General features: G+C 68.1%; 26 protein-coding genes and 1 tRNA gene. 9 read left to right on the forward strand and 18 right to left on the reverse strand.

Going from position 1 to position 26,841, the window contains the following annotated elements; all coding sequences use genetic code 11:
* Positions 1 to 54 precede the first annotated feature (54 nt).
* Genes paaZ through VPA02S_RS06750 form a run of 4 tightly spaced genes read left to right on the forward strand, consistent with a single transcriptional unit; the run spans position 55 to position 4,274 of the window.
* Positions 55 to 2,115 carry a phenylacetic acid degradation bifunctional protein PaaZ gene (gene paaZ / locus VPA02S_RS06735; RefSeq protein ID WP_062362999.1) on the forward strand — a complete coding sequence of 687 codons (2,061 nt, stop codon included), beginning with the start codon at positions 55 to 57 and terminating at the stop codon, positions 2,113 to 2,115.
* Positions 2,115 to 2,873 carry an SDR family NAD(P)-dependent oxidoreductase gene (locus VPA02S_RS06740; protein ID WP_018906485.1) on the forward strand — a complete coding sequence of 253 codons (759 nt, stop codon included), beginning with the start codon at positions 2,115 to 2,117 and terminating at the stop codon, positions 2,871 to 2,873. Before paaZ ends, VPA02S_RS06740 begins: the two co-directional genes overlap by 1 nt.
* Positions 2,874 to 2,903: 30 nt before the next feature.
* Positions 2,904 to 3,464, forward strand: a complete 561-nt coding sequence (locus VPA02S_RS06745) for a methyltransferase family protein (protein ID WP_062363001.1) — start codon at positions 2,904 to 2,906, stop codon at positions 3,462 to 3,464.
* 6 nt (positions 3,465 to 3,470) lie between these two features.
* Positions 3,471 to 4,274 (forward strand): CPBP family intramembrane glutamic endopeptidase, encoded by an 804-nt coding sequence (locus VPA02S_RS06750; protein WP_062363004.1) that lies wholly within the window; start codon positions 3,471 to 3,473, stop codon positions 4,272 to 4,274.
* Between the two features lie 27 nt (positions 4,275 to 4,301).
* On the opposite strand, the gene VPA02S_RS06755 is transcribed toward VPA02S_RS06750, so the two are convergent.
* The 9 genes from VPA02S_RS06755 to VPA02S_RS06795 all read right to left on the reverse strand — a co-directional run bounded on the left by VPA02S_RS06755 (position 4,302) and on the right by VPA02S_RS06795 (position 14,567).
* Entirely contained in the window at positions 4,302 to 4,949 is a 648-nt protein-coding gene (locus VPA02S_RS06755; protein WP_012746371.1) for a flavin reductase family protein, read from the reverse strand.
* 361 nt (positions 4,950 to 5,310) lie between these two features.
* Entirely contained in the window at positions 5,311 to 6,783 is a 1,473-nt protein-coding gene (locus VPA02S_RS06760) for an N-acyl-D-amino-acid deacylase family protein (RefSeq protein ID WP_012746370.1), read from the reverse strand.
* Positions 6,780 to 7,691 (reverse strand): MurR/RpiR family transcriptional regulator, encoded by a 912-nt coding sequence (locus tag VPA02S_RS06765; RefSeq protein ID WP_012746369.1) that lies wholly within the window; start codon positions 7,689 to 7,691, stop codon positions 6,780 to 6,782. The genes VPA02S_RS06760 and VPA02S_RS06765 overlap by 4 nt, the downstream gene beginning before the upstream one ends.
* Positions 7,692 to 7,701: 10 nt before the next feature.
* On the reverse strand, positions 7,702 to 9,015 hold the full coding sequence (locus VPA02S_RS06770; protein ID WP_012746368.1) for an amino acid deaminase: 1,314 nt from the start codon (positions 9,013 to 9,015) through the stop codon (positions 7,702 to 7,704).
* Complete coding sequence (locus VPA02S_RS06775) at positions 9,012 to 9,989, reverse strand: ABC transporter ATP-binding protein (protein WP_012746367.1); 978 nt, start codon at positions 9,987 to 9,989, stop codon at positions 9,012 to 9,014. Before VPA02S_RS06775 ends, VPA02S_RS06770 begins: the two co-directional genes overlap by 4 nt.
* Before the next feature lie 145 nt (positions 9,990 to 10,134).
* Positions 10,135 to 11,172: an ABC transporter ATP-binding protein gene (locus VPA02S_RS06780; protein WP_012746366.1), complete on the reverse strand. Its 1,038-nt coding sequence runs from the start codon at positions 11,170 to 11,172 to the stop codon at positions 10,135 to 10,137.
* Positions 11,172 to 12,011: an ABC transporter permease gene (locus tag VPA02S_RS06785; protein ID WP_012746365.1), complete on the reverse strand. Its 840-nt coding sequence runs from the start codon at positions 12,009 to 12,011 to the stop codon at positions 11,172 to 11,174. The genes VPA02S_RS06780 and VPA02S_RS06785 overlap by 1 nt, the downstream gene beginning before the upstream one ends.
* Positions 12,012 to 12,021: 10 nt before the next feature.
* Positions 12,022 to 12,963 (reverse strand): ABC transporter permease, encoded by a 942-nt coding sequence (locus VPA02S_RS06790; protein ID WP_012746364.1) that lies wholly within the window; start codon positions 12,961 to 12,963, stop codon positions 12,022 to 12,024.
* Between the two features lie 29 nt (positions 12,964 to 12,992).
* The gene (locus tag VPA02S_RS06795) at positions 12,993 to 14,567 is read right to left on the reverse strand and encodes an ABC transporter substrate-binding protein (protein WP_012746363.1); all 1,575 of its coding nucleotides are present in this window, start codon (positions 14,565 to 14,567) and stop codon (positions 12,993 to 12,995) included.
* Between the two features lie 184 nt (positions 14,568 to 14,751).
* Between VPA02S_RS06795 and VPA02S_RS06800 the strand changes: the two genes are divergently transcribed.
* A complete protein-coding gene (locus VPA02S_RS06800) occupies positions 14,752 to 15,141 on the forward strand; it encodes a RidA family protein (RefSeq protein ID WP_012746362.1) in 390 nt (129 codons plus the stop codon).
* Here the strand turns inward: VPA02S_RS06800 and VPA02S_RS06805 are convergent, their stop codons facing one another.
* The 3 genes from VPA02S_RS06805 to VPA02S_RS06815 form a co-directional block, all read right to left on the reverse strand.
* Positions 15,142 to 15,738 (reverse strand): ATP-dependent Clp protease proteolytic subunit, encoded by a 597-nt coding sequence (locus VPA02S_RS06805; protein WP_012746361.1) that lies wholly within the window; start codon positions 15,736 to 15,738, stop codon positions 15,142 to 15,144.
* 93 nt (positions 15,739 to 15,831) lie between these two features.
* Positions 15,832 to 16,509, reverse strand: a complete 678-nt coding sequence (lolD, locus tag VPA02S_RS06810; RefSeq protein ID WP_012746360.1) for a lipoprotein-releasing ABC transporter ATP-binding protein LolD — start codon at positions 16,507 to 16,509, stop codon at positions 15,832 to 15,834.
* On the reverse strand, positions 16,502 to 17,758 hold the full coding sequence (locus VPA02S_RS06815) for a lipoprotein-releasing ABC transporter permease subunit (RefSeq protein ID WP_012746359.1): 1,257 nt from the start codon (positions 17,756 to 17,758) through the stop codon (positions 16,502 to 16,504). The genes lolD and VPA02S_RS06815 overlap by 8 nt, the downstream gene beginning before the upstream one ends.
* 135 nt (positions 17,759 to 17,893) lie before the next feature.
* Here VPA02S_RS06815 and VPA02S_RS06820 point away from each other — a divergent pair, with 135 nt between their 5' ends.
* The 3 genes from VPA02S_RS06820 to VPA02S_RS06830 all read left to right on the forward strand — a co-directional run bounded on the left by VPA02S_RS06820 (position 17,894) and on the right by VPA02S_RS06830 (position 21,718).
* Complete coding sequence (locus VPA02S_RS06820; protein ID WP_012746358.1) at positions 17,894 to 18,862, forward strand: hypothetical protein; 969 nt, start codon at positions 17,894 to 17,896, stop codon at positions 18,860 to 18,862.
* Positions 18,859 to 20,580, forward strand: coding sequence for a single-stranded-DNA-specific exonuclease RecJ (gene recJ, locus VPA02S_RS06825; protein ID WP_012746357.1), 1,722 nt, complete (start codon positions 18,859 to 18,861; stop codon positions 20,578 to 20,580). Before VPA02S_RS06820 ends, recJ begins: the two co-directional genes overlap by 4 nt.
* 124 nt (positions 20,581 to 20,704) lie before the next feature.
* Entirely contained in the window at positions 20,705 to 21,718 is a 1,014-nt protein-coding gene (locus tag VPA02S_RS06830) for an SDR family oxidoreductase (protein ID WP_062363007.1), read from the forward strand.
* Here VPA02S_RS06830 and VPA02S_RS06835 read toward each other — a convergent pair.
* The gene (locus VPA02S_RS06835; RefSeq protein WP_012746355.1) at positions 21,693 to 22,481 is read right to left on the reverse strand and encodes a YoaK family protein; all 789 of its coding nucleotides are present in this window, start codon (positions 22,479 to 22,481) and stop codon (positions 21,693 to 21,695) included. The two genes, VPA02S_RS06830 and VPA02S_RS06835, sit on opposite strands and share 26 nt — an antisense overlap.
* Before the next feature lie 152 nt (positions 22,482 to 22,633).
* Here VPA02S_RS06835 and VPA02S_RS06840 point away from each other — a divergent pair, with 152 nt between their 5' ends.
* Entirely contained in the window at positions 22,634 to 23,032 is a 399-nt protein-coding gene (locus VPA02S_RS06840; RefSeq protein WP_062363009.1) for a YXWGXW repeat-containing protein, read from the forward strand.
* Between the two features lie 85 nt (positions 23,033 to 23,117).
* Here the strand turns inward: VPA02S_RS06840 and VPA02S_RS06845 are convergent.
* The 5 genes from VPA02S_RS06845 to VPA02S_RS06865 all read right to left on the reverse strand — a co-directional run bounded on the left by VPA02S_RS06845 (position 23,118) and on the right by VPA02S_RS06865 (position 26,830).
* Positions 23,118 to 23,193, reverse strand: a tRNA-Thr gene (locus VPA02S_RS06845).
* Between the two features lie 55 nt (positions 23,194 to 23,248).
* Positions 23,249 to 23,842, reverse strand: a complete 594-nt coding sequence (locus VPA02S_RS06850; protein ID WP_012746353.1) for a ClpXP protease specificity-enhancing factor — start codon at positions 23,840 to 23,842, stop codon at positions 23,249 to 23,251.
* A gap of 41 nt (positions 23,843 to 23,883) precedes the next feature.
* A complete protein-coding gene (locus VPA02S_RS06855; RefSeq protein WP_012746352.1) occupies positions 23,884 to 24,495 on the reverse strand; it encodes a glutathione S-transferase N-terminal domain-containing protein in 612 nt (203 codons plus the stop codon).
* Between the two features lie 95 nt (positions 24,496 to 24,590).
* Positions 24,591 to 25,364, reverse strand: a complete 774-nt coding sequence (locus VPA02S_RS06860; RefSeq protein WP_012746351.1) for a cytochrome c1 — start codon at positions 25,362 to 25,364, stop codon at positions 24,591 to 24,593.
* 29 nt (positions 25,365 to 25,393) lie between these two features.
* Entirely contained in the window at positions 25,394 to 26,830 is a 1,437-nt protein-coding gene (locus VPA02S_RS06865; protein ID WP_012746350.1) for a cytochrome b, read from the reverse strand.
* Positions 26,831 to 26,841: the final 11 nt, after the last annotated feature.

The following is a 26,841-nucleotide window of genomic DNA, read 5'->3' on the forward strand; positions in this document are numbered from 1 at the left end:
TACCTTCCCCCGGAAGGGGAAGGAGCAATACCAAGACAGCGAAAGGACATCCGCATGACCACCCTTCAAAGCTACATCGCCGGCCGCTGGATCGGCCAGCAGGGCGCGCAGCAGCTGCGCAGCGCCGTCAACGGCCAGCCCGTGGCCAGCACGCATGCCGAGGCCATCGACTTTGCCGAAGCGCTCGCCCACGCGCGCCGCGTCGGCCTGCCCGCGCTGATGGCGCTCGACTTCCAGCAGCGCTCCGAGCGGCTGAAGGCACTGGCCAAGCACCTGGCCGCCCACAAGGAAACGCTCTACGCGATCTCGGCCCACACGGGCGCCACGCGCACCGACAGCTGGATCGACATCGAAGGCGGCGCCGGCACGCTCGCTGCCTATGCCGGCATCGGCAGCAACGAGCTGCCCTCGGGCAACCTGGTGCATGAAGGCCCGGCCTTTGCGCTCGGCAAGAAGGGCGGCTTTGCGGGCACGCACATCCTGGTGCCGCGCGGCGGCGTGGCGGTGCACATCAACGCCTTCAACTTTCCGGTGTGGGGGCTGCTCGAGAAATTCGCGCCCAGCTTTCTCGCGGGCATGCCCTGCATCGGCAAGCCGGCCACGGCCACCAGCTACCTCACCGAGGCGCTGGTGCGGCTCATCGTGCAGTCGGGCATCCTGCCCGAAGGCAGCCTGCAACTCGTGATCGGCGGCACGGGCGACCTGCTCGACCGGCTCGAAGGGGCCGACGTGGTCACCTTCACCGGCTCGGCCGACACCGCCGCCAGGCTGCGCGTGCATCCGAACCTGGTGCGCCACTCGATCCCGTTCAACGCCGAGGCCGACTCGCTCAACTGCGCGATCCTCGCGCCCGACGTGACGCCGGGCGACGAGGAGTTCGACCTGTTCGTGAAGGAAGTGGCGCGCGAAATGACCGTCAAGGCCGGCCAGAAGTGCACCGCGATCCGCCGCGCGATCGTGCCGCGCCAGCACCTCGATGCGGTGGCCGAACGCCTTCGCGCGCGGCTGGCCAAGACCGTCATCGGCGATCCCTCGCGCGAAGAGGTGCGCATGGGCGCTCTTGCCTCGCACGCGCAGCAGGCCGACGTGGCCGAGCGCGTCGCCACGCTGCTGCAGGGCGCCGAGCTGGTGTACGGCGAGCGCGACGGCTTCTCGCCGGTGGGTGACGGCGTGGCCGATGGCGCCTTCTTCGCGCCGACGCTGCTCCTGAGCCGGAGGCCCCTCGAACACGATGCCGCGCACGATGTCGAAGCCTTCGGCCCCGTCAGCACGCTGATGCCTTATGACAGTGCTGACGGCATCGACGAAGCCCTGGCGCTGGCCGCGCGCGGGCGCGGCAGCCTGGTCGGCACGCTGGTCACGCGCGACCCGGCCATCGCGGCCAGGGCCATTCCGGTGGCCGCCGCATGGCATGGCCGCCTGCTGGTGCTCGACCGCGAGGCCGCGGCCGAATCAACCGGCCACGGCTCGCCGCTGCCGCAGCTCAAGCATGGCGGCCCGGGCCGCGCGGGCGGCGGCGAAGAGCTCGGCGGCCTGCGCGCGGTGAAGCACTACCTGCAGCGCGCCGCGGTGCAGGGCTCGCCCACCATGCTGGCCGCGATCACCGGCGAACACGTGCGCGGCGCGGCCGTGCGCGAGAGCGAGGTGCACCCGTTCCGCCGCCACTTCGAGGACCTGCGCATCGGCGACTCGCTGCTCACGCACCGCCGCACCGTCGGCGAGGCCGACATCGTGGCCTTCGGCGGCATCTCGGGCGACTATTTCTACATGCATTTCGACGAGGTGGCGGCCAGGGAGTCGCCGTTCGGCAAGCGCATCGCGCACGGCTACTTCGTGCTGTCGGCCGCGGCGGGCCTGTTCGTGTCGCCCGCGCCGGGCCCGGTGCTTGCCAACTACGGCCTCGACACGCTGCGCTTCGTGAAGCCCGTGGGCATCGGCGACACCATCCGCGCACGCCTCACTTGCAAGCGCAAGATCGACCGCAACAGGAAGGACGCGAGCGGCCAGGGACAGGGCGTGGTGGCCTGGGACGTGGAGGTGACGAACCAGGACGGCGAGCTGGTCGCGAGCTACGATATCCTGACCCTCGTCTCCAAGAAACCAGAAACCACCTGATGTTCGATCTCACAGGAAAAGCAGCGCTCGTCACCGGCGGCAACGGCGGCATCGGCCTGGGCATGGCCCAGGGGCTGGCCAAGGCCGGCGCCCGCGTCGTCATTGCCGCGCGCAACATGCAGAAGTCGGCCGCCGCGGTCGAGGCGCTCCGGGCCCTGGGCAGCGACAGCTTCGCGCTCGAAGTCGACGTGGCCGACGAAGCCTCGGTGCAGAAGGCGGTCGACGAAGCAGCCGCGCGCTGCGGCCGCCTCGACATCCTCGTCAACAACGCCGGCACCACCGTGCGCAAGCCCGTCGACCAGCTCGCGCTGGACGAATGGCGCCTGGTGCTGGACACCAACCTGACCAGCGCCTTTCTCTGCAGCCGCGCTGCGCATCCGCACCTGAAGGCGGCCGGCGGCGGCAAGATCATCAACATCGGCTCGATGATGTCGATCTTCGGCGCACCCTACGCACCCGCTTATGCCGCGAGCAAGGCGGGCATCGTGCAGCTCACCAAGTCGACCGCGCTTTCGTGGGCGGCCGACAACATCCAGGTCAATGCCATCTTGCCGGGCTGGTTCGAGACCGAGCTGACCGACGGCGCCCGCAGCCAGATCCCGGGCCTCTACGACCGCGTGGTGGCCCGCGCCGCTGCCGGGCGCTGGGGCCAGCCGGCCGACATCGCCGGCACCGCGGTGTTCCTTGCGAGCGCCGCCTCCGACTACGTGACCGGCACCGCGATCCCGGTCGACGGCGGATTCTCCATTTCTGGCTGAAGCCGGGCGGCCCGTGTAAATTCGGCCGCCATGCTTGCCTGGTTCCAGATCTTTCTCTTCGTCGCCGGTACGGCCGCGCTGCTGTATGTTTCGCGCGGCCCGCTGCGCCAGCCCGGCTCGCATGGCTTCTACCGCTTCTTCGCGTGGGAATGCATGCTGGCGCTGATCATCGTGAACCTGCCGGTGTGGCATGTGGACCCGCTGTCGTTCACCCAGCTGCTGTCCTGCGTATTCCTCGCGCTGTCGATCTGGCTGCCGATCCATGCGGTGAAACTGCTCAAGGCCCACAGCAAGCCGACCGAGGCGCGCAGCGACGATCCGGCGCTCTACGGTTTCGAGAAGACCTCTTCCATTGTTTCGACCGGCGCCTTCCGCTACATCCGCCACCCGATGTACACGGCGCTCATGCTGCTGGCCTGGGGCGCCTTCCTCAAGCAGTTCACCTGGCTCACGCTGGCGCTGGTGATGGCGGCCACGGTGCTGCTGTTCCTCACGGCCCTGAGCGACGAGAAGGAATGCATTGCGCACTTCGGCGACGACTACCGCGAATACATGCGCTGCACGCGGCGCTTCATTCCGTTCGTGCTGTAACAGCCCATGCCTTCTCCTAAAAGCACGGCCTTTCCCTCTGCCACGCAGGCCGCGCTGCTGTTCCTTGCGGTGTTTCTCTGCGAATTCGCGATCGGCGCAGCGCTGCGCGATGCCAATCGCTGGCTTGGGCTGAACGGCATGCAGCTCGGCGTGCTGTCGGCGGTGCTGGGCAACGGCTGCGTGTTCGCCGTGGTGATGCACCAGCAGAAGCTCAGCTACCGCGAACTCTTCCACCAGTCGCCGGCTTCCGCCCGCGCCACCCTGATGCTGGTCGTGCCGCCCGTGCTGCTGCTCGTGCCGGGGCTGATGGTGGTGATGAGCGCCGTGCTCAACCTGCTGATTCTCATCGCGCCGCTTTCCGCCTGGGAGGAGTCGATGTTCAGCCGCATGGCCGACGGCAGCGTCGCGGCCACGCTGGCCGTGTGCCTGATGGCGCCGCTGCTCGAGGAAATGCTGTTCCGCGGCATCGTGCTGCGCGGGTTTTTGCTGCGCTATTCGCGCTGGCAGGCCATCGTGGGCTCGGCGCTGCTCTTCGGCGCCGCGCACCTGAACATCTACCAGTTCGTCGTGGGCCTGGTGATGGGCACCGTGCTCGGATGGCTCTATGAGCGCAGCCGCTCGCTCATCCCGTGCATTGCGCTGCATGCGGCCTACAACAGCGGCACGATCTTCATCGGCGACTGGCCGGATGGCAGCTCGACGGCGGACACGGCGTGGGCCTTGCTGCTCGTCTTTATCGCGGGACTGTGCGGCGTGCTCGCATTGCGCCGCATGCTGGTGGTGCCGGTCGCGCGCAACCCCGTTCCCTGAAACCGGAGCCGGCCACGCGCGGCAAGGCTAGCGGCGCACGGGCGCCAGCGGCCGCGCATCGACGGCCTCGCCATCGACGATGAAATGCCCGCCCGCCACGTGATGCAGCGTGCGCAGCTCGTCATGCCCGGTGAAGTTCCATCGGCCGTCGGCGAACACGCGCGCATCGGCCTGCGCCGCGATCACCTCGCCCAGGAATAGGTCGTAGCGCTGCTGGATCGGCGGCTCGGGCAGCAGGCGGCATTCGAGCCAGGCCGCGCAGCCTTCCAGCAGCGGCGCCTCGGTTGCAACGCCCGCAAAGGTCCGCAAGCCATAGGCCGCAAATTTGTCGTGCCCGTCGCGCTCCACGATCTCGCGGCCCGAGCTGTTGCCCAGCGCATCGGTGAGATCGAGCTGCGCCCGCGTAGGCACCTGCAGCGCGAAGCTGCCCGCACCTTCGAGCAGCACGCGCGTCCAGGTGCTCTTGTCGAGCACCACCGCCACCTTGGGCGGATCGAAATCCAGCGGCATTGCCCACGCCGCAGCCATGATGTTGCGCTGGCCGCCATGCGCGGCACTCACGAGGACGGTGGGGCCGTGGTTGAGCAGGCGGTAGGCCTTGGCGAGGGGGACCGGGCGGCGGTGGAAAGACGAAGGCTGGGCCGGGGAGTCGGAAAGCGGTGTGGAATGGGCCATGCGCCAGCATGCCACGCCTTTTGCGCGCTCGCTTGGCGCTGCTGTTCGGCTTGGCGTTGTTCGGCTTGGCGCTGTTGTTCGGGGCGCGCTCCCGCCGACGGGGTACCTTGCTCCGCGAATGTCCTCCGGCCTGCGGCCTCCCCCTTGATTTCGCTGCGCAAGGCACCCCATCAGCGGGAGCGTTATGCGGAGCGGTGGTTGATCAGCGATGCACAACGAGCGTGCCCTCGTGCACAGAGCATCGGGTGCTCCCCGCAGCGAAATCAAGGAGGAGGCCGCAGGCCGGGGGACATTCGCGGAGGGGAGTACCCGGTGGCCTGTGCACGCGCCCCGAACACAAGACCCCAGCGCAACGTGCGCCTCAGCTCCCGCGAGTCAGCATCCGCCCCGCCCGCGCAAGCACCTTCGCTTCAGCATCACCGCCCCTATACGCGAGCACCCCATTCACGAACACCCGCTCCACCCCCAGGCTCACGCCGTGCGGCTTGTCGTAGGTGGCGGTGTCGGCGATGGTCTCGGGGTCGAACACCACCACGTCGGCCATTGCACCCACACGCAGCAACCCGCGGTCTGCGATGCGCAGGTTGCGCGCGGTCATGCCGGTCATCTTGTGCACGGCCTGCTCGAGCGTGAACAGGCGGCGCTCGCGCCAGTAGCGCGCGAACACGCGCGGGAACGCACCCCACAGCCGCGGATGCGGATGGCGGTCGTGCGGCAGGCCGTCGCTGCCGATCATGGTGAGCGGATGCGCAATGACGCGCTCCACGTCTTCTTCCTGCATCTGGAAGTAGCAGGCGCCACCAGGCTTGAGGCGCAAGCACGCCTCCTGCTCGGTGGTGCCCCACTCGCGCGCGATGTCGGAGATCAGGCGGCCGGTCATCTCGGGGTACGGGTCGGACCAGGTCAGCAGCACGTCGATGACGCCGTCGACCAGGTCTTCGCGCAGCACGGTGGAACCGGCCACGTAGGGGTACACGTCCATCGATATTTTCTGCCGCTGCGCGAGCGCTTCGATCAAGGGCAGCGTTTCCTTCGTGCGGCCCCAGTTGGCGGGGCCCGCGCACTTGTGGTGCGAAATGACCAGTGGCACGCCGGCGCTGAAAGCGGTGTCGCCCGCTTCATGCAGCGCCTCGATGATCTGCTGCATCTCGCTGCGCAGGTGCGTGGCGTAGACGCCGCCGTGCCTTGCCACGACGCGTGCGAGCGCGGTCACTTCTTCGGCCGGCGCAGCAAATGCTTCTTCATAGAACAGCCCCGACGACAAGCCATGCGCGCCCTCGGCCATGCAGCCCTCGAGCAGCGCCGCCATGCGCGCGAGCTCGTCGCCGCTGGCCGGACGATCAAGCGCTTCCATCGCAGCGAAGCGCAAGGTGGTGTGCCCCACCAGCGCCGCCACGTTGAGCGCGGGCTGCACGGCATCGACGGCCGCGCGGTACTCGGCCATGGTCGCATGCTTGAACGATTCCGCGCCCAGCAGCGTGAGCGGCGGCTTGGACTGCGGCGTGCGGTACGGTGCGAGCGAGATGCCGCAGTTGCCCGTCACCACGGTGGTGATGCCCTGCGACACCTTCGGCAGGCACAGCGGGTCGCGCAGCACGATGGCGTCGTCGTGCGTGTGCGCATCGATGAAGCCGGGTGCGATCACCTTCGTGCGGCAGTCGACGATCTCGACGTCTTCGGGCGCGAGGCCTTCGGGCAGCCGCCCGCGCAGGCCCTCGCCGAGCGCAAGAATGCGGTCGCCCTGCAGCAGCACGTCGCCGGGCCACGAAGGCCCGCCCGAGCCGTCGACCACGAGTCCGGCCTCGAGCAGGATGGCTTTCGATCGATCGCTCACGATGCGGGCCCTCCCGTGTTGATGCCGCCGCCATCCCAGCTTTGCAGCGGATGCGTGGTGGCGTCGATGCCGTGGCGCTGGAAGGCTTCGCGCGCGCGCTGCAGGCGCTGCACCGCGGGTTCGCCGCGTCGCTGGGCCACCAGCACCGTGAGGATCTCGATCGCCGTGAGGTGCGTCAGGTAGGCATCGATGCCCACGTGCATCACGGCGTCGTCGGGCACCGAGAGGCCCAGCAGGAAGTCGGCCTTGGCCGCCAGGGCCGTGCCGGGCCGCGTGAGCGCGACCACCTTGGCACCCTGCCCGCGCGCGATGTCCACCGCATCGAGCAGCGAAGGCATGCCGCCCACGTGCGAGATGGCGATGACCACGCCGCCCGGACGCTGCGCCGCACCCGCCACCTGCTGCAGGTGGTAGTCGGCCCAGGCATTGGCCGAGAGGCCGAGCCTGAAGAGCCGCGCCTGCAGGTCGTTGGCCATGAACCACGAGGTGGCGCCCGCGCCGTACAGGTCGACGTGCGGTGCGGCCGCGATGGCGGCCACCGCGCCTTCGAGCACCTGCATGTCGAGCTGCCCGCGCACGCCGGACACCGAGGCCGCCGCGCTGCGCGCGATCTTGCCGACGACCTCGTCGGCCGCGTCCTCGATGTTCACGCGCCGGTGCAGCGGCGAGCCGCCGAGCGCCAGCTCCTGCGCGAGCGCGAGCTTGAATTCGCGCAGCCCCGCAAAGCCCAGGTCGCGGCAGGTGCGCATGATGGTGGGCACCGAGCTGCGCGAGCGCTCGGCCAGCTGCTCGAAACTCTCTTCGAGCGCGCGGTCGGGGTCTTCGAGGATCAGGTCGAGAATCGCGCGCCGCGTGGCCGGCGCGCTGCTGCGGGCCTGCGCGATCTTCTGAAGCAGGGAAGGAGTCATCGCGGCGGGTTCAGAAATGCATGGCGACGGCGTCGCTCACGCGGTAGTTCTCTTCGACCACCGGCATCCAGTGCCATTTGTCGAAGGTGGTGCAGGGGTGCGAGATGCCCAGGCCCACGCGGTCGCCGACCACGGGGGCCTGCGCCTCTTCGGCGGCGTCCCAGCGCAGGTAGGCGTGCTGGTCGTTGAGCGCGGTGATCTTCCAGCCGGCGGGCACCGCCTGCGCTTCGAGCATGCCGCGTGCGGCGCGTGCGATGGGCACCGGCATCGACAGGTCGAAGGAAATGTCGCGCTTGCCCACGGCCAGGATCGCCAGGCCGGGCTCGGGCCGCGACTGCACCGTGGCCCACACCTCCATCGCGGGGCGCAGGCTCTCGCCGCAATCGCAGCCCAGGCGCTCGTCCACCGCGCTCACCATGCGCTTGTAGAAGCCGTGGTCGTGCGTCACATAGCAGCCCGAGCGCAGCAGGCCGCGCACCGGCGAACCCAGCGCGGGCTTCAGGCGCCCCGCCACCAGGTCGAAGATGGCCGAGCCGCCGGCCGAGACCAGCACCTCGTCGGTCTCGAACAATTGCTGCGTGTCGCAATGGCGCGCGATGGCTTCCACGCGGTCCATCAGCGCGCTGGCGTAGGCCGCGTCGGCTTCGCTGGAACCCGTGGCGCCCTGCCCTTCGTAGGTTTCGATGCCCACGAGCTTGGCCGCATCGCTGGCACGCAGCCGCGTGGCAAGCGCCACGGCTTCCTCATGCGTGCGGCAGCCGGTGCGTGCGCCCTCCACACCGATCTCCAGCATCACCTCGAAAGGCACGCTCTCGGGATGGCGCTTGGACCAGTCCTCGATCAATGCGAGCTGCGCGAGCGAATCGACCAGGAACACCACGCGCAAGTCGGCGTGCGCGTGCAGCAGCAGCTGGATGCCGGCCAGGTCTTCGTCGCTCACCACCTGGTTGGCGATGAGCGTGCGGCGCGCGCCGGCGGCCACGCCCACCGCCAGCTGCGTGACGGTGGCGAAGGTCAGGCCCCAGGCGCCGGCGTCGAGCTGGCGCCGGAAGAGCTGCGGCGACATGGTGGTCTTGCCGTGCGGCGCCAGGTCGATGCCCCAGGCGCGTACGCGCGACTGCATCCAGGCCAGGTTGTGCTCGAGCGCCTCGCGCTTGAGTACGGCCAGCGGCAGCGGCAGGTCGCCCGCGAGCACGTTCCATCCCGCGGCGCCGACTTCGCTGCGGCGGCGCGGCGGCTGGGTGCGCGGGTAGCCCTTGAAGTTGCTGCCCAGCAGCGGGTCGTTGAATTCCGGGTCGGCGGTGGTGTCGGTCATGGTGTTCATGCGGCAATGTTGGAGAGCAGCTCTTTTCGGATGCAGGCGCTGTAGTGTCCGGCGGAAATCTCGTCGAGCGGCGGCACCGTCTGCGCACAGGCCTCGATGGCGTGCGGGCAGCGGGTGCGGAACACGCAGCCCGAGGGCGGCGAGATCGGGCTCGGGATATCGCCCTTGAGCGCGATGCGCTCGGTGGCAAGCGTCGGGTCGGGCTTCGGGCTCGCGGCCAGCAGCGCCTGCGTGTAGGGATGCGAAGGCCGCGCGAACAGCTCGTCGGTGGTCGCCACTTCCATCACCTTGCCGAGGTACAGCACCACCACGCGGTCGCACAGGTACTCGACCACGTCGAGGTCGTGCGAGATGAAGAGCATGGTGAGGCCGAGCCGCTCGCGCAGGTCGGCCAGCAGGTTGATGACCTGCGACTGGATCGACACGTCGAGCGCCGACAGCGGCTCGTCGGCCACGATGAACTCGGGCTCCACGGCCAGCGCGCGCGCCACGCCGATGCGCTGGCGCTGCCCGCCCGAGAACTCGTGCGGGAAGCGGCTGGCATGCTCGGCGCGCAGGCCCACGGTTTCGAGCAGCTCGGCAATGCGCTTGTCGCGCGCCGCCGCGCCCTTGTGCAGGCCGTGCGTGGACAGCGCCTCGCCGAGGATCGCGCTGATGCGCATCTTCGGATTCAGGCTCGCATAGGGGTCCTGGAAGATGATCTGCAGCTTGCTGCGCAGCCGGCGCATGCGTTCGCCCGACAGCGCGCCGATGTCGTCGCCGCGGTAGAGCACCTGGCCCTCGGTGCGCTCGACCAGGCGCAGCACGGTGCGGCCGATGGTGCTCTTGCCCGAGCCCGATTCGCCGACCAGGCCCAGCGTTTCGCCGGGCTGGATCGCGAAAGACACGTCGTCGACCGCGCGCACCGGGCGGTCGCTGGCGCCGAAGTATTTCTTGAGTCCGCGGACTTCGATGAGGGGAGCGGCGGTGGTCATCGTAGGCTTTCTCCCTCCCCTTCCGGGGGAGGGTTGGGGTGGGGGCTCTGGGCGGTGGAGAGCGTCGCAACGATGGAACGGCCGCGTGCCCCCACCCCGGCCCTCCCCCGGGAGGGGAGGGAGCAAGAAAGGAGCAGCGCGCTCGTCATGCCACCCTCGCAAGTTGAGCATCCGGCTGCACGCGAATGCAGCGCGCCTGCCGGCCCGGTCGGATATCGATCAGCGGCGGAATCGCTTCCCTGCAGCCCGCCAGCGCATGGTCGCAGCGCGGCTCGAAGGCGCAGCCCGGCGGCGGTGCCAGCGGGCTCGACACCTGGCCGCGGATCGCGAACAGCCGCTTGGGCTTGGGCTGCCCCGGCAGCCGCGCCTTGCCCGGCAGGCAGGCCAAAAGGCCCTGCGTGTACGGATGCTCGGGCTGCGCGAACAGCGGCCGCACGGGCGCGCTCTCGACCACGCGGCCCGCATAGAGCACCACCACGTCGTCCGCATGGTGCGCGACCACGCCGAGGTTGTGGGTGATGAAGAGAATGCTCATGCCGGTCTCGGCCTGCAGCCGGCGCATGAGCTCGAGGATCTGCGCCTGGATGGTGACGTCGAGCGCGGTGGTGGGCTCGTCGGCAATCAGCAGCGTCGGATCGCAGGCCATGGCCAGCGCGATCATCACGCGCTGGCGCATGCCGCCCGAGAGCTGGTGCGGGTACTCGTGGATGCGCTGCGCGGCCGCGGGAATTTCCACCAGCTCCAGCATGCGCAGCGCATGGGCCATGGCCGCCTTGCGGTCCAGGCCCTTGTGCAGCCGCACGCTTTCGGCAATCTGCTCGCCGATGGTGAAGACCGGGTTCAGGCTGGTCATCGGCTCCTGGAAGATCATCGACAGCTGGTTGCCGCGCAGGCTGCGCATCTCGCGTTCGCCGATCTGCAGCAGGTCGAGCGTCTTGCCCTCGCGGGTCACGAAAGAAGCCGAGCCGCTGACCTGCGCGTTCGCGGTCTTGGGCAACAGGCGCATCAGCGTGAGGCTGGTCACCGACTTGCCCGAGCCCGATTCGCCGACCAGCGCCGTGGTCTTGCCGGGCTGGATCGAGAAGCTCACATCGGCCACCGAACGGATCAGGCCGTCCTCGGTGGGAAAGCTGGTGCTCAGGTTGCTGACCGTGAGACGCGGGGTGTTCGTGGCGTTCGTCATCACAGGGTCTTCTTGAGCTTGGGGTCGAGCAGGTCGCGCACGCCGTCGCCCAGCAGCTGCAGCGAGAGCGCGGTGAAGATGATCGCGAGCCCCGGGAACAGCACCACCCAGAAGGCCTGGTGCGCGTACTGCTGGCTGCCAGCGACCATGGTGCCCCAGGTCGGAATCTCGGGCGGCACGCCCACGCCCAGGAACGAGAGCCCCGCCTCGGCCAGGATCGCGTAGGCGAAGATGAACGACACCTGCACGAGGATCGGCGACATCAGGTTCGGCAATATGTGCCGCCACAGGATGCGCGAGGTGCGCACACCCAGCGCGCGCACCGCCTCGACGAACAGCAGCTCGCGCACCACCAGCGTCGAGGCACGCACCACCCGTGCCACGCGCGGCGTGTAGACCAGCACCAGCGCGAGCACGGTGTTGATGAGCGAAGGCCCGAGGATCGCCACCAGCGCAATCGCCAGCAGGATGTCGGGGAAGGACATCATCGCGTCGACCACGCGCATCAGCGGCGTATCGAGCCGTCGGAAGAAACCGGCCAAGAGGCCCAGCACCGTGCCCGCAACCACCGCGCCCAGCGCAGTGAGCGCCGCGATGGCCAGCGAGTAGCGCGCGCCGTGGACGATGCGCGAATACATGTCGCGGCCGAGCTCGTCGGTGCCCAGCAGGTGCTCGGCGCTCGGGCCCTTCAGGCGCTGCAGCACGGCGGTGTCATTGGGATCGATGGAGGCGAACAGCGGCGCGCCGATGGCGAGCACCGCAATGACCAGCAGCACCAGCGCGGAGACCATCACGATGCGGCGGTGCATCAGCTGGCGGAGCATTCGTGGCATTTGCATTCTTGTTCCCTCAGACTTTCACGCGCGGATCGACGACGGCGTAGAGCAGGTCGATGGAGAAATTGATCAGCACGTAGATCGCCGCAATCACGAGCAGCGCGCCCTGGATCACCGGATAGTCGCGCCGCAGCACCGCGCTCACCACCAGGTTGCCGACACCCGGCAGCCCGAACACGGTCTCGGTGATGACGGCGCCGCCGATCATCAGCGCGACCGTGAGGCCGATCACCGTGACGATGGGCACCAGCGCATTGCGCAGCGCATGCTTGAGCACGACGGTGCTTTCGCTCAGGCCCTTGGAACGCGCGGTGCGCACATAGTCTTCGCCGAGCACGTCGAGCATCGAAGCGCGCGTGAAGCGGATGATGAGCGCCGAGTTCAAGAGGCCCAGCACCGTGGCCGGCAGCACCAGCGCATGCAAGCGTTCGGCGAACGGCGCATCGGGCGCGCCGTAGCCCGAGACAGGAAACCAGCCGAAGGACACCGCAAAGATCTGGATCAGCACGATGCCGAGCCAGAAGCTCGGAATGCTGGCGCCCAGCATCGCAATGCCGGTGAAGAGCTGGTCGACCACGCGCCCGCGGAACACCGCCGAGACGATGCCGCAGGGCACGCCGATCAGCGCCGCGATGGCCACGGCCATCAGCGCGAGCAGCGTGGTCGGTTCGGCCCGCTCCCACAGCGCCTGCGTGACCGGCCGCTGCAGGAAGATCGAGGTGCCGAGGTTGCCCTGCAGCACTTCGCGCAGCCAGTAGCCGAACTGCACGGGCAGCGGCTTGTCGAGGCCGTATTCCTTCTGCACGCGCGCGATGTCGGCGGCCGTCGCCTGGTCGCCCAGCAGCACCGAGACCGGATCGCCCGAGGCCGCGCGCGTGAGCACGAAGACGAGCACCGCCACGATCGCGAGCACGACGAGCATGCCGGCGGCGCGGGAAGCAAGATAGCGAAACATGGGGGGCGGTTCCGTGGCGGGGCGGGGGTTTACTTGATCCTTGCGTTCCAGAAGAACGGCCAGGTCGCGGGCTGGTAGTTGTCCAGCGCCGGACTCTTGGCCGAGAGGCCGTTGAACTTGCCGACGTTGATGTACGGCACTTCTTCATAGACCACCTGCTGCACCTTGCCCCACAGCGCGCCGCGCTTGGCCGGATCGCTCTCGACGTTGAAGGCCTGCAGCGCCGACTTCTTGGCGGGCGAGTCCCACCAGCCCGGCGCGCCGTCGCCCAGCTGCGGCGGCGAGAGCATCGGCTCGGGGAACTGGCCCGAATGGGTCACGTAGATGTCCCACAGCTTCGGGTCGTTGCGGCGCTGCACCAGCGTGGCCCAGTCGACCACGTTGAGGTCGACCTTGAAGCCGGCGCGCTTGAGCTGCTCGGCCATCAGGAGCGACATGTTGTAGTGGAAGTCGTACTGGCGGCTGGTGAGCACGCGGATCGGCTCGCCCTTGTAGCCGGCCTTGGCCGCGGCCTCCTTGGCCTTGGCGGCGTTGCGCTCGTTGTAGAGCGTGGTGCCCGCGGTCGAATAGAACGGCGAGCCCTTGGGAAAGTGGTTGCCTTCGGCCACGAAAAAGCGCGTGTCGCCAAAGCCCGCGGCGAGCATCTCGCCCTCGCCGAGCGCCGACTGGATCGCCTGGCGCACGGCCTGGTTGGAAGCCACGCCTTCCTTGGTGTTGAGCACCAGGTACGGAAAGCCGAACGACGGCGTCATGATCGGCACGGTCTTGCCGCCCGACTTCTCCAGGCGCGGCAGCGCTTCGACCGGCAGCAGGTCGGCAAAGTCGTACTGGCCGGCCAGTGCGCCTTCCACGCGCGTGCTGGCATTGGGCACCGGCACGAAGCGCAGCTCCTCGATGGCCGCCTCGCGCTTGCCGCCGTAGCCGCTCGCGGGTTCCTTGCGCGCCGCGTACTTGTCGAAGCGCGTGAGCAGCACGAACTGGTCGGGGCGGCGCTCCTTGAACTTGTAGGGGCCGGTGCCGACGAAATCCTTGAGCGGCGAAGCGATGGAATCCTTCGCCATGATGGCGGCCATGCCGCTGGGCAGCGCGAGCTGCGAGAGCAGTGGCGCATACGGCGCCTTCAGCACGATCTCCACGCCCAGCGGGCCCTTGGCCTTGAGGCTCTCGACTTCCTTGCCCACGGCCTTGCCGCGCGGCGACTGGTCCATCCAGCGCTGCAGGCTGGCCACCACGTCGTCGGCGTTGAGTTCGCGGCCGTTGTGCAGCATCACGCCCTTGCGCAGCGTGATCGCGTAGGTCTTGCCGTCGGCCGAGATCCTGGGGCTGCTCTCGGCCAGCATCGGCACCACGTTCCACTTGGCGTCGAAGGTGTAGAGCGTCTCGTACACGTGCTGCATGATGGTTCCGACCAGGTCGGCCGTGGACGCCATCGGGTCGAGCGTCTGCGGTTCGGCCACCATGGCCAGCGTGGCAAAGTTGCGCGGCCCCTGGGCATGCGCAGGCTGGGAAGGCAGCGCGGCACACAGCATGGCGAGCAGGGAGGCAGCCAGCAGGCTGCGTTTCGACAGCTTCGGCAGGCACTGGACAAGACCGGCGTGAGACATGGGGAACTCCTTCGTGGGGCAGGCAAATTGTGAAAGAAATTTTCTTTTCGGCCCGCACTTTGAAGCACTATCCATGCCAAATCATCCGTGTTAACCCTTGTTTGTGGGTTTTTCTGAAACAAATTTTCAGATTGGATCGATACTTGCGATCTGCTTTTCTTTCAATCCTTTCAGGAGTCCTCCCATGCCGCTCGAATACCTCGGCGCCCCGCCCATCGCCTCGGACCGCCAGGCCCGCCCCTTCTCCCCGGCCGTGCGCGCCGGCGATTTCATCTACGTGTCGGGCCAGGTGCCGGCCAATGCCGAGGGCGAGATCGTGGGGGGCGGCATCGAGGCGCAGACGCGCCAGGTGATGGAAAACCTGAAGAAGGTGCTGGCGCTGGCCGGCGCCACGCTCGACGACGTCTGCAAGAGCACCGTCTGGCTGCAGGACGCGCGCGACTTTGGTGCCTTCAACCGCATCTACATGAGCTACTTCGGTGACAACAAGCCGGCGCGCTCGACCACCGAGGCGCGGCTGATGGTCGACGCCAAGGTCGAGATCGACGTGGTGGCCTACAAGCCCAAGGCCTGATCAGGCGTGCAGCTCGGTCTTGCGCTGGATGATGCGCGAGACCAGGCCGTACTCGACCGCCTCCGCGGCCGAGAGCCAGCGGTCGCGCTCGATGTCGGCCAGCACCACGTCGATCGGCTTGCCGGTTTCCCGCGCGATCTCGTGCGCGATGCGGTGCCGGGCCTTGATGATTTCCTGCGCCTGGATCGCGATGTCGGTCGCTTGCCCGCCCGCGCCGCCGCTGGGCTGGTGGATCAGGAAGCGCGTGTTCGGCAGGCACACGCGCCGCTCGCGCGGTACCGCCAGGTACAGGTGCGTGGCGGCGCTGCCCACCCAGCCGGTGCCGATCATGTTCACCGGCGCGGAGATGAAGCGCACGATGTCGTGAATGGCATCGCCCGACTCCAGGTGGCCGCCGGGCGAGCTCACCAGGATGTCGATGGGTTTGTCGCCGCTGTCGGCATCGAGCGCGATGAGCCTGCGCGTCACGTCGGCAGCCACCGAATCGGTGATGCTGCCGAAGATCAGCAGCGTGCGCGACTTGAAGGCTTTTTCCTCGAGGTACGAATTGCGCGGCTCGGCGGTGGCCGCGGGTGGGGTGTCGTCGTCGGTTTCCATGATCAAGAAGCACTCCTGTGATTGAACGGCATCCTGCCGAACAGACAGACAGTTTCGCCGACATTGCATGCACGCGTGGCAAGCGGCATCGACTCAACCCGCCAGACGTCCCGCCACCAGTTGCAGCACGCGGTCGCAGCGCTTTGCGAGTTCCTGGTCGTGCGTGACCATCACGAAGGCCGTGCGGTGCTTGTGCGCGAGCTCGATCATCAGCGCGAACACCGTGTCCGCCGTGCTGCGGTCGAGGTTCCCCGTGGGCTCGTCGGCCAGCACGCAGGCCGGCTGCGTGACCAGCGCGCGCGCAATGGCCACGCGCTGGCGCTCGCCGCCCGAGAGCTCGGCCGGCCGGTGGTGCAGGCGTTCGCCCAGGCCCACGCTTTCGAGGATCTTCGTGGCCGAGGCCGCCGCCTGTGCGGAATCCATGCGCCGGATCTTCAGCGGCATCGCCACGTTGTCAAGCGCGCTGAACTCGGGCAGCAGGTGGTGGAACTGGTAGACGAAGCCCAGGTGCAGGTTGCGCAGCCGTCCCTGCTCGGCCGCGTCGGCATGCGCGATGTCCTTGCCGAGCAGCTCGACCTTGCCGGCGGTGGGCGCATCGAGCCCGCCCATCAGGTGCAGCAGCGTGCTCTTGCCCGAGCCCGAGGCGCCGACGATGGCCAGCGTCTCCCCGGCGCGCACGTCCAGGTCGACGCCGTGCAGCACCGTGAGGTCGATGCGCCCCTCGTGAAAGCGCTTGGTGAGGCCGCGCGCCTTGAGAACCACGTCACTCATAGCGCAATGCCTCGGCAGGGTTGACGCGGCTCGCGCGCCAGCTGGGATACAGCGTTGCAAGAAAAGCCAGGACCAGTGAAATGATCGCGATCGGCATGATGTCGCCGCGCTGCGGATCGCTCGGCATCTTGCTGATCAGGTAGATGTCCTTGGGCAGGAAGCTCGCGTGGAAGAGCTGTTCGAGCGCCGGCACGATCACGTCGATGTTGTAGGCAATGCCCAGCCCCAGCAGCAGCCCGGCCACCGTGCCGATCACGCCGACCATCGCGCCCTGCACCACGAAGATGCCCATGATGCTGCGCGGCGAACTGCCCAGCGTGCGCAGGATGGCGATGTCCGCGCGCTTGTCGGTCACCGTCATGACCAGCGTGGACACCAGGTTGAAGGCCGCCACCGCCACGATGAGCGTGAGGATGATGAACATCATGCGTTTCTCGACCTGCACGGCCGCAAACCATGTCTTGTTCTGGCGCGTCCAGTCGCGGATGAGGAACTGGCCCGGCAGCGTGACGGCCATCTGGTCGGCCACTTCGCGCGCCTCGTTCAGGTCCTTGAGCTTGATGCGGATGCCGGTCGGGCCTTCGAGCCGGAACACGCGCTGGGCGTCTTCCGCATGGATCATGGCCAGCGCCGAGTCGTATTCGTAGTGGCCCGAATCGAAGGTGCCCACCACCGTGAACTGCTTGAGCCGCGGCACCACGCCGGCGGGCGTGACCTGACCGCCCGGCGCCACCAGCGTGACCTGGTCGCCCGGCTGCACGAACAGCGAGCGCGCGAGTTCGCCGCCAAGCACGATGCCGAACTCGCCCGGCACCAGCTTGTCGAGCGTGCCCTTCTGCGCCGTCGTGGCGATGTCGGTCACCTCGGGTTCGAGCCTGGGCACGATGCCGCGCACCAGCGTGCCCTTCATGTCCTCGCCGCGCGCAATGAGCGCCTGCGTGGCAATGAAGGGCGCGGCGCCGACCACCTCGGGGTTCTTGCGCGCGGCGGCCGTGATGGCGTCGATGTCGGGCAGCGCCTGGCCGTCGCGCGACAAGATTTCGATGTGCGACACCACGCCGAGCATGCGGTCGCGCACCTCCTTCTGGAAGCCGTTCATCACACTGAGCACGATGATCAGCGCCGCCACCCCCAATGCAATGCCGAGCATCGACACGCCGGAGATGAACGAGATGAAGCCGTTGCGCCGCGTCGCCCGGCCTGCGCGCGTGTAGCGCCAGCCGAGCTTCAGTTCATAAGGAAGTCGCATATTTTCAGTTTGAGCTCAGCCGGGTGCACCCGCGGAACCGGCTTTGCCGGGCCGCTGGGTGCGCCCCCCAGTGGGGGGAGGCGCCGAAGGCGCTTCGGGGGGCGTTTCATCCTAGCATCCCGGACAATAGGGGGAATGGCCGAACCTTCCTCCCGTCACTTGTTGATCCCCTTTGCCGGCCGCGGTTCCCCGGTGTGCCGCGCGGCACTGCCCGCGCTCCGGCTTCCCAATCTCGAAGCGCTGCTCTCGCGGCTCTCGCTCGCGGAGGCCGACACGCAGGACGAAAGCACGCGCTCGCCGCCCCATGAACGCGCGCTGGCCCGGGCGCTGGGCATTTCCGCAGCCGACGGCTGCATTCCCTGGGCCGCGCTGGAAGCCCGGCAGGCCGGCATTGCCGAACCCGGCGACCGCGAAGGCTGGGGCCTGGTCTCGCTGTGCAACTGGCAGGTGGGCATCGACGACGTGGTGCTGGGCGACCCGGCCGCGATCGAGATCGATGCTGCCGAATCGGCCGCGCTGCTGGCCGCCGCCCATCCCTTCTTCGAGGAAGACGGCATCGCGCTGCACCCCTCCCCCACACCCGGCCGCTGGCTCGCGCGCGCGCACATCTTCGCGGGACTGGCCACGGCCTCCATCGACCGCGCGGTGGGCCACCCGATCTCGCAGTGGTCGCCGCTGGCCGAAGCCGCACGGCCGCTGCGCCGCCTCCAGAACGAAATGCAGATGCTGCTCTACACCCAGCGCGTGAACGACGACCGCGCCGCGCGCGGCGTGCCGCCGATCAATTCCTTCTGGCTCAGCGGCACCGGCGCCCTGGAGCCCGGCGTTCCCCCGGCCGGCACCGCCGCGCCCACGGTGAGCGACACGCTGCGCGTGGCCGCCCTGCGCGACGACGGCCTGGGCTGGGCCGAAGCCTGGCAGGCGCTGGACGCAGGCCCCGTCGCCGGCCTGCTGGCCGCCTACACCGCCGGTGCCGACGTCACGCTCACGCTGTGCGGCGACCGCACCGCGCAGCGCCATGCGGTGCAGCCGCGCGGGCTGGTGGGCTGGGCCCGAAGCCTGTTCGACCGGCCGCGCGCCGCCAGCGTGCTGGAGGCCCTGTGAAGATCATTGCCCGCGAAATTCCGCCCCGCACGGTCTGGGCGCTCGAGCAGGCCGGCGTGCATCCGCTGCTGGCCCGCCTGTTCGCCGCGCGCGGCGTGCTGGCCAAGGACGAGCTCGACGACGGCCTGGCGCGCCTGCTGCCGCCCGACACGCTGCACGGCACGCGCGAGGCCGCGGTGCTGCTGGCCGACGCGATGGCGCAGGACAAGCGCCTGTGCATCGTGGCCGACTACGACTGCGACGGCGCCACCGCCTGCGCCGTCGCGGTGCGCGGCCTGCGCCTGCTCGGCGCGAAGAACGTGAGCTACCTGGTGCCCGACCGCGTGGTCGACGGCTACGGCCTCACGCCGCCGATTGCCGAGCGCGTGGCCGACAGTGGCGCCGACATGCTGATCACCGTCGACAACGGCATCGCCAGCGTCGAGGGTGTGGCCGCCGCCAAGGCGCGCGGCCTGCAGGTGCTGGTGACCGACCACCACCTGCCCGGCCCCGAGCTGCCGGCCGCCGACGTGCTGGTGAATCCCAACCAGCCCGGCTGCAGCTTCGAGAGCAAGAGCATCGCCGGTGTCGGCGTGATGTTCTACGTGCTGCTGGCGCTGCGCTCCGAGCTGCGCGCGCGCGGCGTCTTCAGCGCGGCCGCGCAGCCCAAGCTCGACGTGCTGCTCCCGCTGGTGGCGCTCGGCACCGTGGCCGACGTGGTGAAGCTCGACGCCAACAACCGCCGCCTGGTGGCACAGGGCCTGCGGCGCATCCGCGCCGGCGCGCTGCCCGCGGGCATCGCGGCGCTGTTCAAGGCCGCGGGGCGCAACGCCGCGGTGGCCACCACCTTCGACTTCGGCTTTGCGCTCGGCCCGCGCATCAACGCGGCCGGCCGGCTCGCCGACATGACGCTGGGCATCGAATGCCTGCTGACCGACGATGCCGGCCGCGCCGACGAACTCGCGCGCATGCTCGACGGCATCAACCGCGAGCGGCGCGACATCGAGGGCGGCATGCGCGACCAGGCGCTGCTGCTGGCCGAATCGCTGTTCGGTGCCACCGCCGACGGCAGCGAGGCGCCGCCCGCAGCCATCAGCGTGTTCGATGCCGACTTCCACGAAGGCGTGGTCGGCATCGTGGCCTCGCGCATCAAGGACCGCTTCCACCGCCCGACCTTCGTCTTTGCCGCCAGCGGCGCGCCCGGCAAGGAGCACGAGCTCAAGGGCTCGGGCCGGTCGATCCCGGGCTTCCATCTGCGCGATGCGCTCGACCTTGTGGCCAAGCGCCATCCGGGCGTGCTGCTGCGCTTCGGCGGCCATGCCATGGCTGCCGGCTGCACCGTGGCGCGCGAGAAGTTCGAGGTGTTCGAGCGCGCGCTGGCCGAGGTCGCACATGAATGGCTGGCCGCCTCCGCGCTCACGCGCCAGATCGAAACGGATGGGCCGATCGCGCGCGAGTACATGCGCATCGACCTGGTCGACACGCTGCACCGCGAGGTGTGGGGCCAGGGCTTCGCGCCGCCCACCTTCAGCGAGGAAGTCGAAGTGGTGTCGCAGCGCCTCGTGGGCGAGAAGCACCTGGCGCTCAAGCTGCGGCACCAGGGACAGCCGGTCGACGGCATCTGGTTCGGCCACACCGAGCCGCTGCCCGCGCGCGTGAAGCTCGCCTTCAGGCTCGATGCCGACGAATGGCAGGGTGTGCGCCGGGTGCGCTTCCTTGTCGAAGGCGCTGAGATCTAGCTCGCCACAGCTCGGCTCGGAAATCCCCGGGTCAGCTTCGGTGGGCGTGCATTCGGGACGGATTCCTACGCGGGCCGCGCGGCGGCGTTCTACGGTTGCCTTTCACATGCAGGAGCCCACGCACATGAAATCGACCACCGCATCCCCCGCAAAATCCACCCGGTCCGGCGCAAGCGCGCACACCGCCGCCAAGCAGCGGACCGTCCAGCGCACGCAGGACGCAAAGGACAGCGCCAAGCCCGCCGCCAAGAAGTCCAGCCAGCCCGCGCAGGCCGGGCCGCGCTCGCAGCCGGTCAATCCCCTGCCGGCGCAGCACCTGAGCAAGCCCGGGCTCGAGGCCGAGATGGCGCTGCGCCCGCGCTTCGAAGCGCCGGACTACAAGGGCAGCGGCAAGCTCGAGGGCATGGCGGCCCTGGTGACCGGCGGCGATTCCGGCATCGGGCGCGCCGTGGCGCTGCTCTATGCCCGTGAAGGCGCCGACGTCGCCATCGCCTACCTCGACGAAGACGAGGACGCCGAGGAAACCCGGCGCCACGTGGAGGCGGAAGGCGCACGCTGCATCCTCGTCAAGGGCGACGTCTGCGATCCGGCGTTCTGCCGCGACGCGGTCGACCAGACCATCGGGGCCTTCGGCAAGCTCGACATCCTGGTGAACAACGCGGCCTTCCAGCTGCATGCGGCGTCCATCGAGGACATCACCGACGAGCGCTTCGAACTCACGCTTCGGACCAACGTCTTCGGCTATTTCCAGATGGCGCGCGCCGCGGTTCCGCACCTGGGCCAGGGCGCCTCGATCATCAATACCGGCTCGGTCACGGGCCTGGAGGGCAGCGCGCACCTGCTCGACTATTCGACCACCAAGGGCGCGATCCACGCGTTCACCAAGTCGCTGGCCAGCAACTTGCTGCCCAAGGGTATCCGCGTGAATGCGGTGGCGCCCGGGCCGGTGTGGACGCCTTTGAATCCCGCCGACAGCCCGTCCGGGAAGATCAAGGATTTCGGCAAGAACACCGACCTGCAACGGCCGGCGCAGCCGGAAGAGCTCTCGCCTGCCTACGTGTTCCTGGCCGCGCCGAGCTGCGCCAGCTACATCACCGGCATCGTGCTGCCGGTCACGGGCAGCGTGGGCGCCGTCTGAAGGCGGCCAAGAGCTTCTGCAGCGGCCTGGAGCGCGGCGCGTCCTCCATGAGCGGCGGGATGGAGATGGCCAGCAGCAGCGCCGCCAGCGGCACCACGCAGACGAAGCCGATGTAGTTGAAGCCCAGCGCGCCGACGATGCCGCCCAGCACGAACATGCCGACAAGCCCGCCCGCCATCTGCATCCGGCGGCGGTTGTGGCGCACCATCGCATGCGCCGGCGTGGCATGCCGGTTCCAGTAGAGCAGCTTGCCCAGCTCCATGCCCACGTCGGTGATGTTGCCCGTCATGTGGGTGGTGCGGACGCTGCCGCCGGAGGTCTTGGAGCCGACGGCGTTCTGCAGCCCCATGATGAAGGACAGCAGCAGCACCGTGAGCGGAACCGCAAACGGGGTCGGCCAGGTCAGCGTGATAGCGCCCATCAATCCGAACGGGAACATGAGCGCGGCTTCCAGCAGCAGCGGCACCGCATAGACGCTGCGCAGCCGGTGCTGGCGGCCCCAGTTCACCAGGATGGCGCAGACCGCCGCACCCGCCAGGAAGGCGAGGATGGCGCCCAGCGCATTGAGCAGCAGCTTGGTGTTGCCCAGCACCAGCCCGTCCGCAAACTGCGATGCGAAGCCCGTCATGTGCGAGGTGTACATGTGCAGCACCAGGAACCCGCCCGCATTCACGGCGCCGGCATTGAAGGCCAGCAGCAGGCCGAGCACCCGGTTGGTGGAGGGTGCGCGGTGGCGGTGGGTAAGGAAGCGTAGTCTGCGCATCGGCGTGCAACTTGCGCTTGGACTCTAGCACCCGGACGAACGCCCATCGACCGCGTTCTACGCCGCCGGCCGCCGCCCCCAAGGGAATGTGCTGATTACACTTTCCCGCCGGCTTGCGTTGTGCAGGCCTGTACACACATCCAAGGGTTTCAATGAAAGTCTCAACTCTCCTGGCCGCGGCCGCACTCGTGGCTTCGGCCTTGCCCGCCGCGGCGCAGGTTTCGGTCCAGATCAACGTGCCCGGCCTGATCCAGGTGGCGCCTCCCGCGCCGCGCTACGAACCCATGCCGGGGCCGAGGGCCGGCCAGGTGTGGGTGCCCGGGCACTGGCAGTGGAACGAGCGCGCCTACGTCTGGCGCTCGGGCTACTGGCAGGCGGCGCGGCCCGACTATGCGTATGAGCCGGGCCGCTGGGTGCAGGCCGATGGCGGATGGCGGTGGATGGAAGGCGACTGGCGCCGCGCGGAGCCGCACCATCGCCACGCCGAAGAGCATCCTGGCGGTGGCGGATACCACTGCCCGCCGGGACAGGCCAAGAAGGGGCGCTGCTGATCTTCAGCCGCGGGAATGAAAGAAGCGGGCAGGTCGCCGCTTCCTTCTTGCCGGTCAGCACGGGGGCTTTCCGGTATGTTCGATATGGTGCCGCTTGTCGGAATCGAACTGACGACCTTCCGCTTACAAGGCGGGTGCTCTACCAACTGAGCTAAAGCGGCACGGATTGACTTGCGGGATTTTAACGGTGCGGTGTGCGTCGGCTGCCTGCTGTCGCTACTTCACGCGCTTGAGCGACGGGCGGCTGCCGCCGCCTGCCGGCGGGCGCGGCGGCTCATCGGTGGGGTCGGTGGGCGAGCCGGCGTCGTCGCCGGCATCGACCATTTCGTCCGCGTCTTCACCCGTCACCAGGTGGACGATCTTGCCGGCATCGCCTTCGGTGCCGCGCGACGCATCGCGCAGCGGCATGCGTGCAGGCCCCTGGGGCGAAGAAGGCGCGCCGGCCGCCTGGGACGGCCCGCCGCCCTCGGCGCCGCTGCCGGCAGGTACCGGTGCGGGAAACGCCATGCCCTGCCCGTTCTCGCGCGCATAGATCGCGATCACGCGGCCCACGGGCACGACGATCTCGCGCGCACTGCCCGCGAAGCGGGCCTTGAACTCGATGAAATCGTTGCCGAGCTTGAGCGAACTGGTCGCGTCGAAGCTGATGTTCAGCACGATCTCGCCGTTCTTCACGTACTCGCGCGGCACCTGGACGGTGTCGTCGACCTGCACCGCGACATAGGGCGTGAACCCGTTGTCGGTGCACCATTCGTACAGCGCCCGGATGAGGTACGGGCGGGTGGAGGACGACTCGAGCGCGTTGATCATGAAGGGCGGCGAAAAACGATGGAAGCAGGCACGCAGCTTACTTACTTTCGCATGACCTTTTCGGACGGGGTCAGTGCTTCGATGTAGGCCGGGCGCGAGAAGATGCGCTCGGCGTACTTCAGGAGCGGCGCCGCGTTCTTGCTGAGGTCGATGCCGTAGTAGTCCAGGCGCCAGAGCAGCGGCGCAATCGCCACGTCGAGCATCGAGAAATTGTCGCCCAGCATGTACTTGTTCTTGAGGAACACGGGGGCCAGCTGCGTGAGGCGGTCGCGGATGTGCGAGCGTGCCTTTTCGAGCGCCTTCTCGTTGCCCTTGGCGGTGCGGTTCTCGAGAGCGGCCACGTGCACGAACAGCTCCTTCTCGAAGTTGAGCAGGAACAGGCGCACGCGCGCGCGGTCGACCGGGTCGCCGGGCATCAGCTGCGGATGCGGGAAGCGCTCGTCGATGTACTCGTTGATGATGTTCGACTCATACAGGATGAGGTCGCGCTCGACCAGGATGGGCACCTGGCCGTACGGGTTCATCACGCTGATGTCTTCAGGCTTGTTGTAGAGATCGACGTCGCGGATCTCGAAGTCCATGCCCTTTTCGAACAACACGAAGCGGCAGCGGTGGGAAAAGGGGCAGGTCGTTCCTGAATACAAGACCATCATGGCGAGAGACTCCTAAAAATCAAAAAGAGTGGGTCGCGTTGGCAACCCACTCTGTGGAACCGCACGCACCAGGCGCGCGGTCGGCGTGGACGGAACTACTTGACGTCTTTCCAGTACGAGGCGTTCAGTCGCCACACGAAGACCAACGACATGACGAGGAACAGCAGCACCCACACACCGATGCGGATGCGCGTGTTCTGTGCCGGCTCGGCCATCCATTGCAGGTAGCTCACCAGGTCGCCGACCGCAGTGTCGAACTGCAGCGGCGTCATGGTGCCGGGGGTCACCTGCTCCCAGCCCTTGAACACTTCGGTCTCGTGGCCATGCTGCGAGATCTTGGTGTAGACGGGACGGCGTTCGCCCTGCAGCTCCCACAGCGGGTTGGGCATGGCAACGCTCGGGAACAGCAGGTTGTTCCAGCCGGTGGCCTTGGTGTCGTCGCGGTAGTAGGTGCGCAGGTAGGTGTACAGGTAGTCCGCACCCGTGCCGCCATGGCCGGCGCGCGAGCGGGCCACCAGGGTCAGGTCGGGCGGCGTCGTGCCGAACCATTCCTTGGCCTGGCGCGCGTCGATGTTGGCCTTCATGGTCTCGCCGACCTTGTCGGTGGCGAACAGGAGGTTGTCCTTGATCTGCTGCTCGGTAATGCCGATGTCCTGCAGCCGGTTGTAGCGCATGAACGCCGCGGAGTGGCAGTTCAGGCAGTAGTTGACGAACAGCTTGGCGCCGTTCTGCAGCGAGGCGACGTCGGTGGTCTTGTTGGGCGCCTTGTCCCAGGCCATGCCGCCGGACTCGGCCGATGCGGCTGCGGAAAAGGTCAGGCCCAAGGCCAGGCCAACAACCGCGAGCCAGCCAGAAATGCTTTTCTTCATCGTGTTTCTCTCGAGCTCTCTTGGGCTTCTCAATGGGCGGCGAAGGTCACGCGCTCAGGCACGGGCTTGAACTCGCCCTTGCTGCTCCACCAGGGCATGAGCAGGAAGAAACCGAAGTAGAAAAGCGTGCCGATCTGGGAAATGGTCTGCGCGATGTCCAGCGCGAACGAACCGATGACCAGGCTGCCCCAGACGCCGGGCGCCTGGATGCCCAGGTAGCCCAGGATCAGGAAGAAGAACACGAAGACGCCGTAGACATACTTGTGCCAGCCCGGACGGTAGCGGATCGACTTGACTTCGCTCTTGTCGAGCCATGGCAGGAAGAACAGGATGATGACGGAGCCGCCCATCACGAGCACGCCCCAGAACTTGGCGTCGAAGGCCTTGAGCAGGAAGATGACCACGGCCGCCACGACGACCAGCGCGATCTTCAGGGCCATGCTCGACTTGCCCTTGATGAAGTTCAGGACGGCGGCCGCGGCGATGATCAGCGCGAACACGTTGACCATGTCGTCGGTGGTTGCACGCAGCATCGAATAGAACGGCGTGAAGTACCAGACCGGCGCAATGTGGTTCGGCGTCTTGAGCGAATCGGCCGGAATGAAGTTGTTGTACTCGAGGAAGTACCCGCCCGCTTCCGGCGCGAAGAAGATCACGGCCGAGAAGATCGTGAGGAACACCACCACGCCGAAGATGTCGTGCACCGTGTAGTACGGATGCGACGGAATGCCGTCCAGCGGATGGCCATCGGGGCCGCGCTTGGCCTTGATCTCGATGCCGTCGGGGTTGTTGGAGCCCACTTCGTGCAGCGCGATCAGGTGGGCCACCACCAGGCCGAGCAGCACCAGCGGCACGGCGATCACATGGAAGCTGAAGAAGCGGTTCAGCGTGGCGTCGCTCACCACGTAGTCGCCGCGGATCAGCAGCGCGAGGTCAGGGCCGATGAACGGGATGGCCGCGAACAGGTTCACGATCACCTGGGCGCCCCAGTAGCTCATCTGGCCCCATGGCAGCAGGTAGCCCATGAAGGCCTCGGCCATCAGGCACAGGAAGATCGCGCAGCCGAAGACCCAGATCAGCTCGCGCGGCTTGCGGTAGCTGCCGTACATGAGGCCGCGGAACATGTGCAGGTACACCACGATGAAGAACGCCGAGGCGCCCGTCGAGTGGATGTAGCGGATGAGCCAGCCCCAGGGCACGTCGCGCATGATGTACTCGACCGATGCGAACGCCTGGTTCGCGTCGGGCTTGTAGTGCATCACGAGGAAGATGCCGGTCACGATCTGGATCACGAGGACCAGCATCGCGAGCGAGCCGAAGATGTACCAGAAGTTGAAGTTCTTCGGTGCGTAGTACTTGCCCCACTGGTCGTTCCAGAGCTTGCTCAGCGGGAAGCGGTTGTCGACCCAGTTGAGCAGCTTCTCGCCGGCGGGCGCGTTGGGGGAAATTTCGTGGAATTCAGCCATGTTGTTCTTCT

Source organism: Variovorax paradoxus NBRC 15149, from assembly GCF_001591365.1.
In the GTDB taxonomy this organism is placed as follows: Bacteria; Pseudomonadota; Gammaproteobacteria; order Burkholderiales; family Burkholderiaceae_C; genus Variovorax; species Variovorax paradoxus.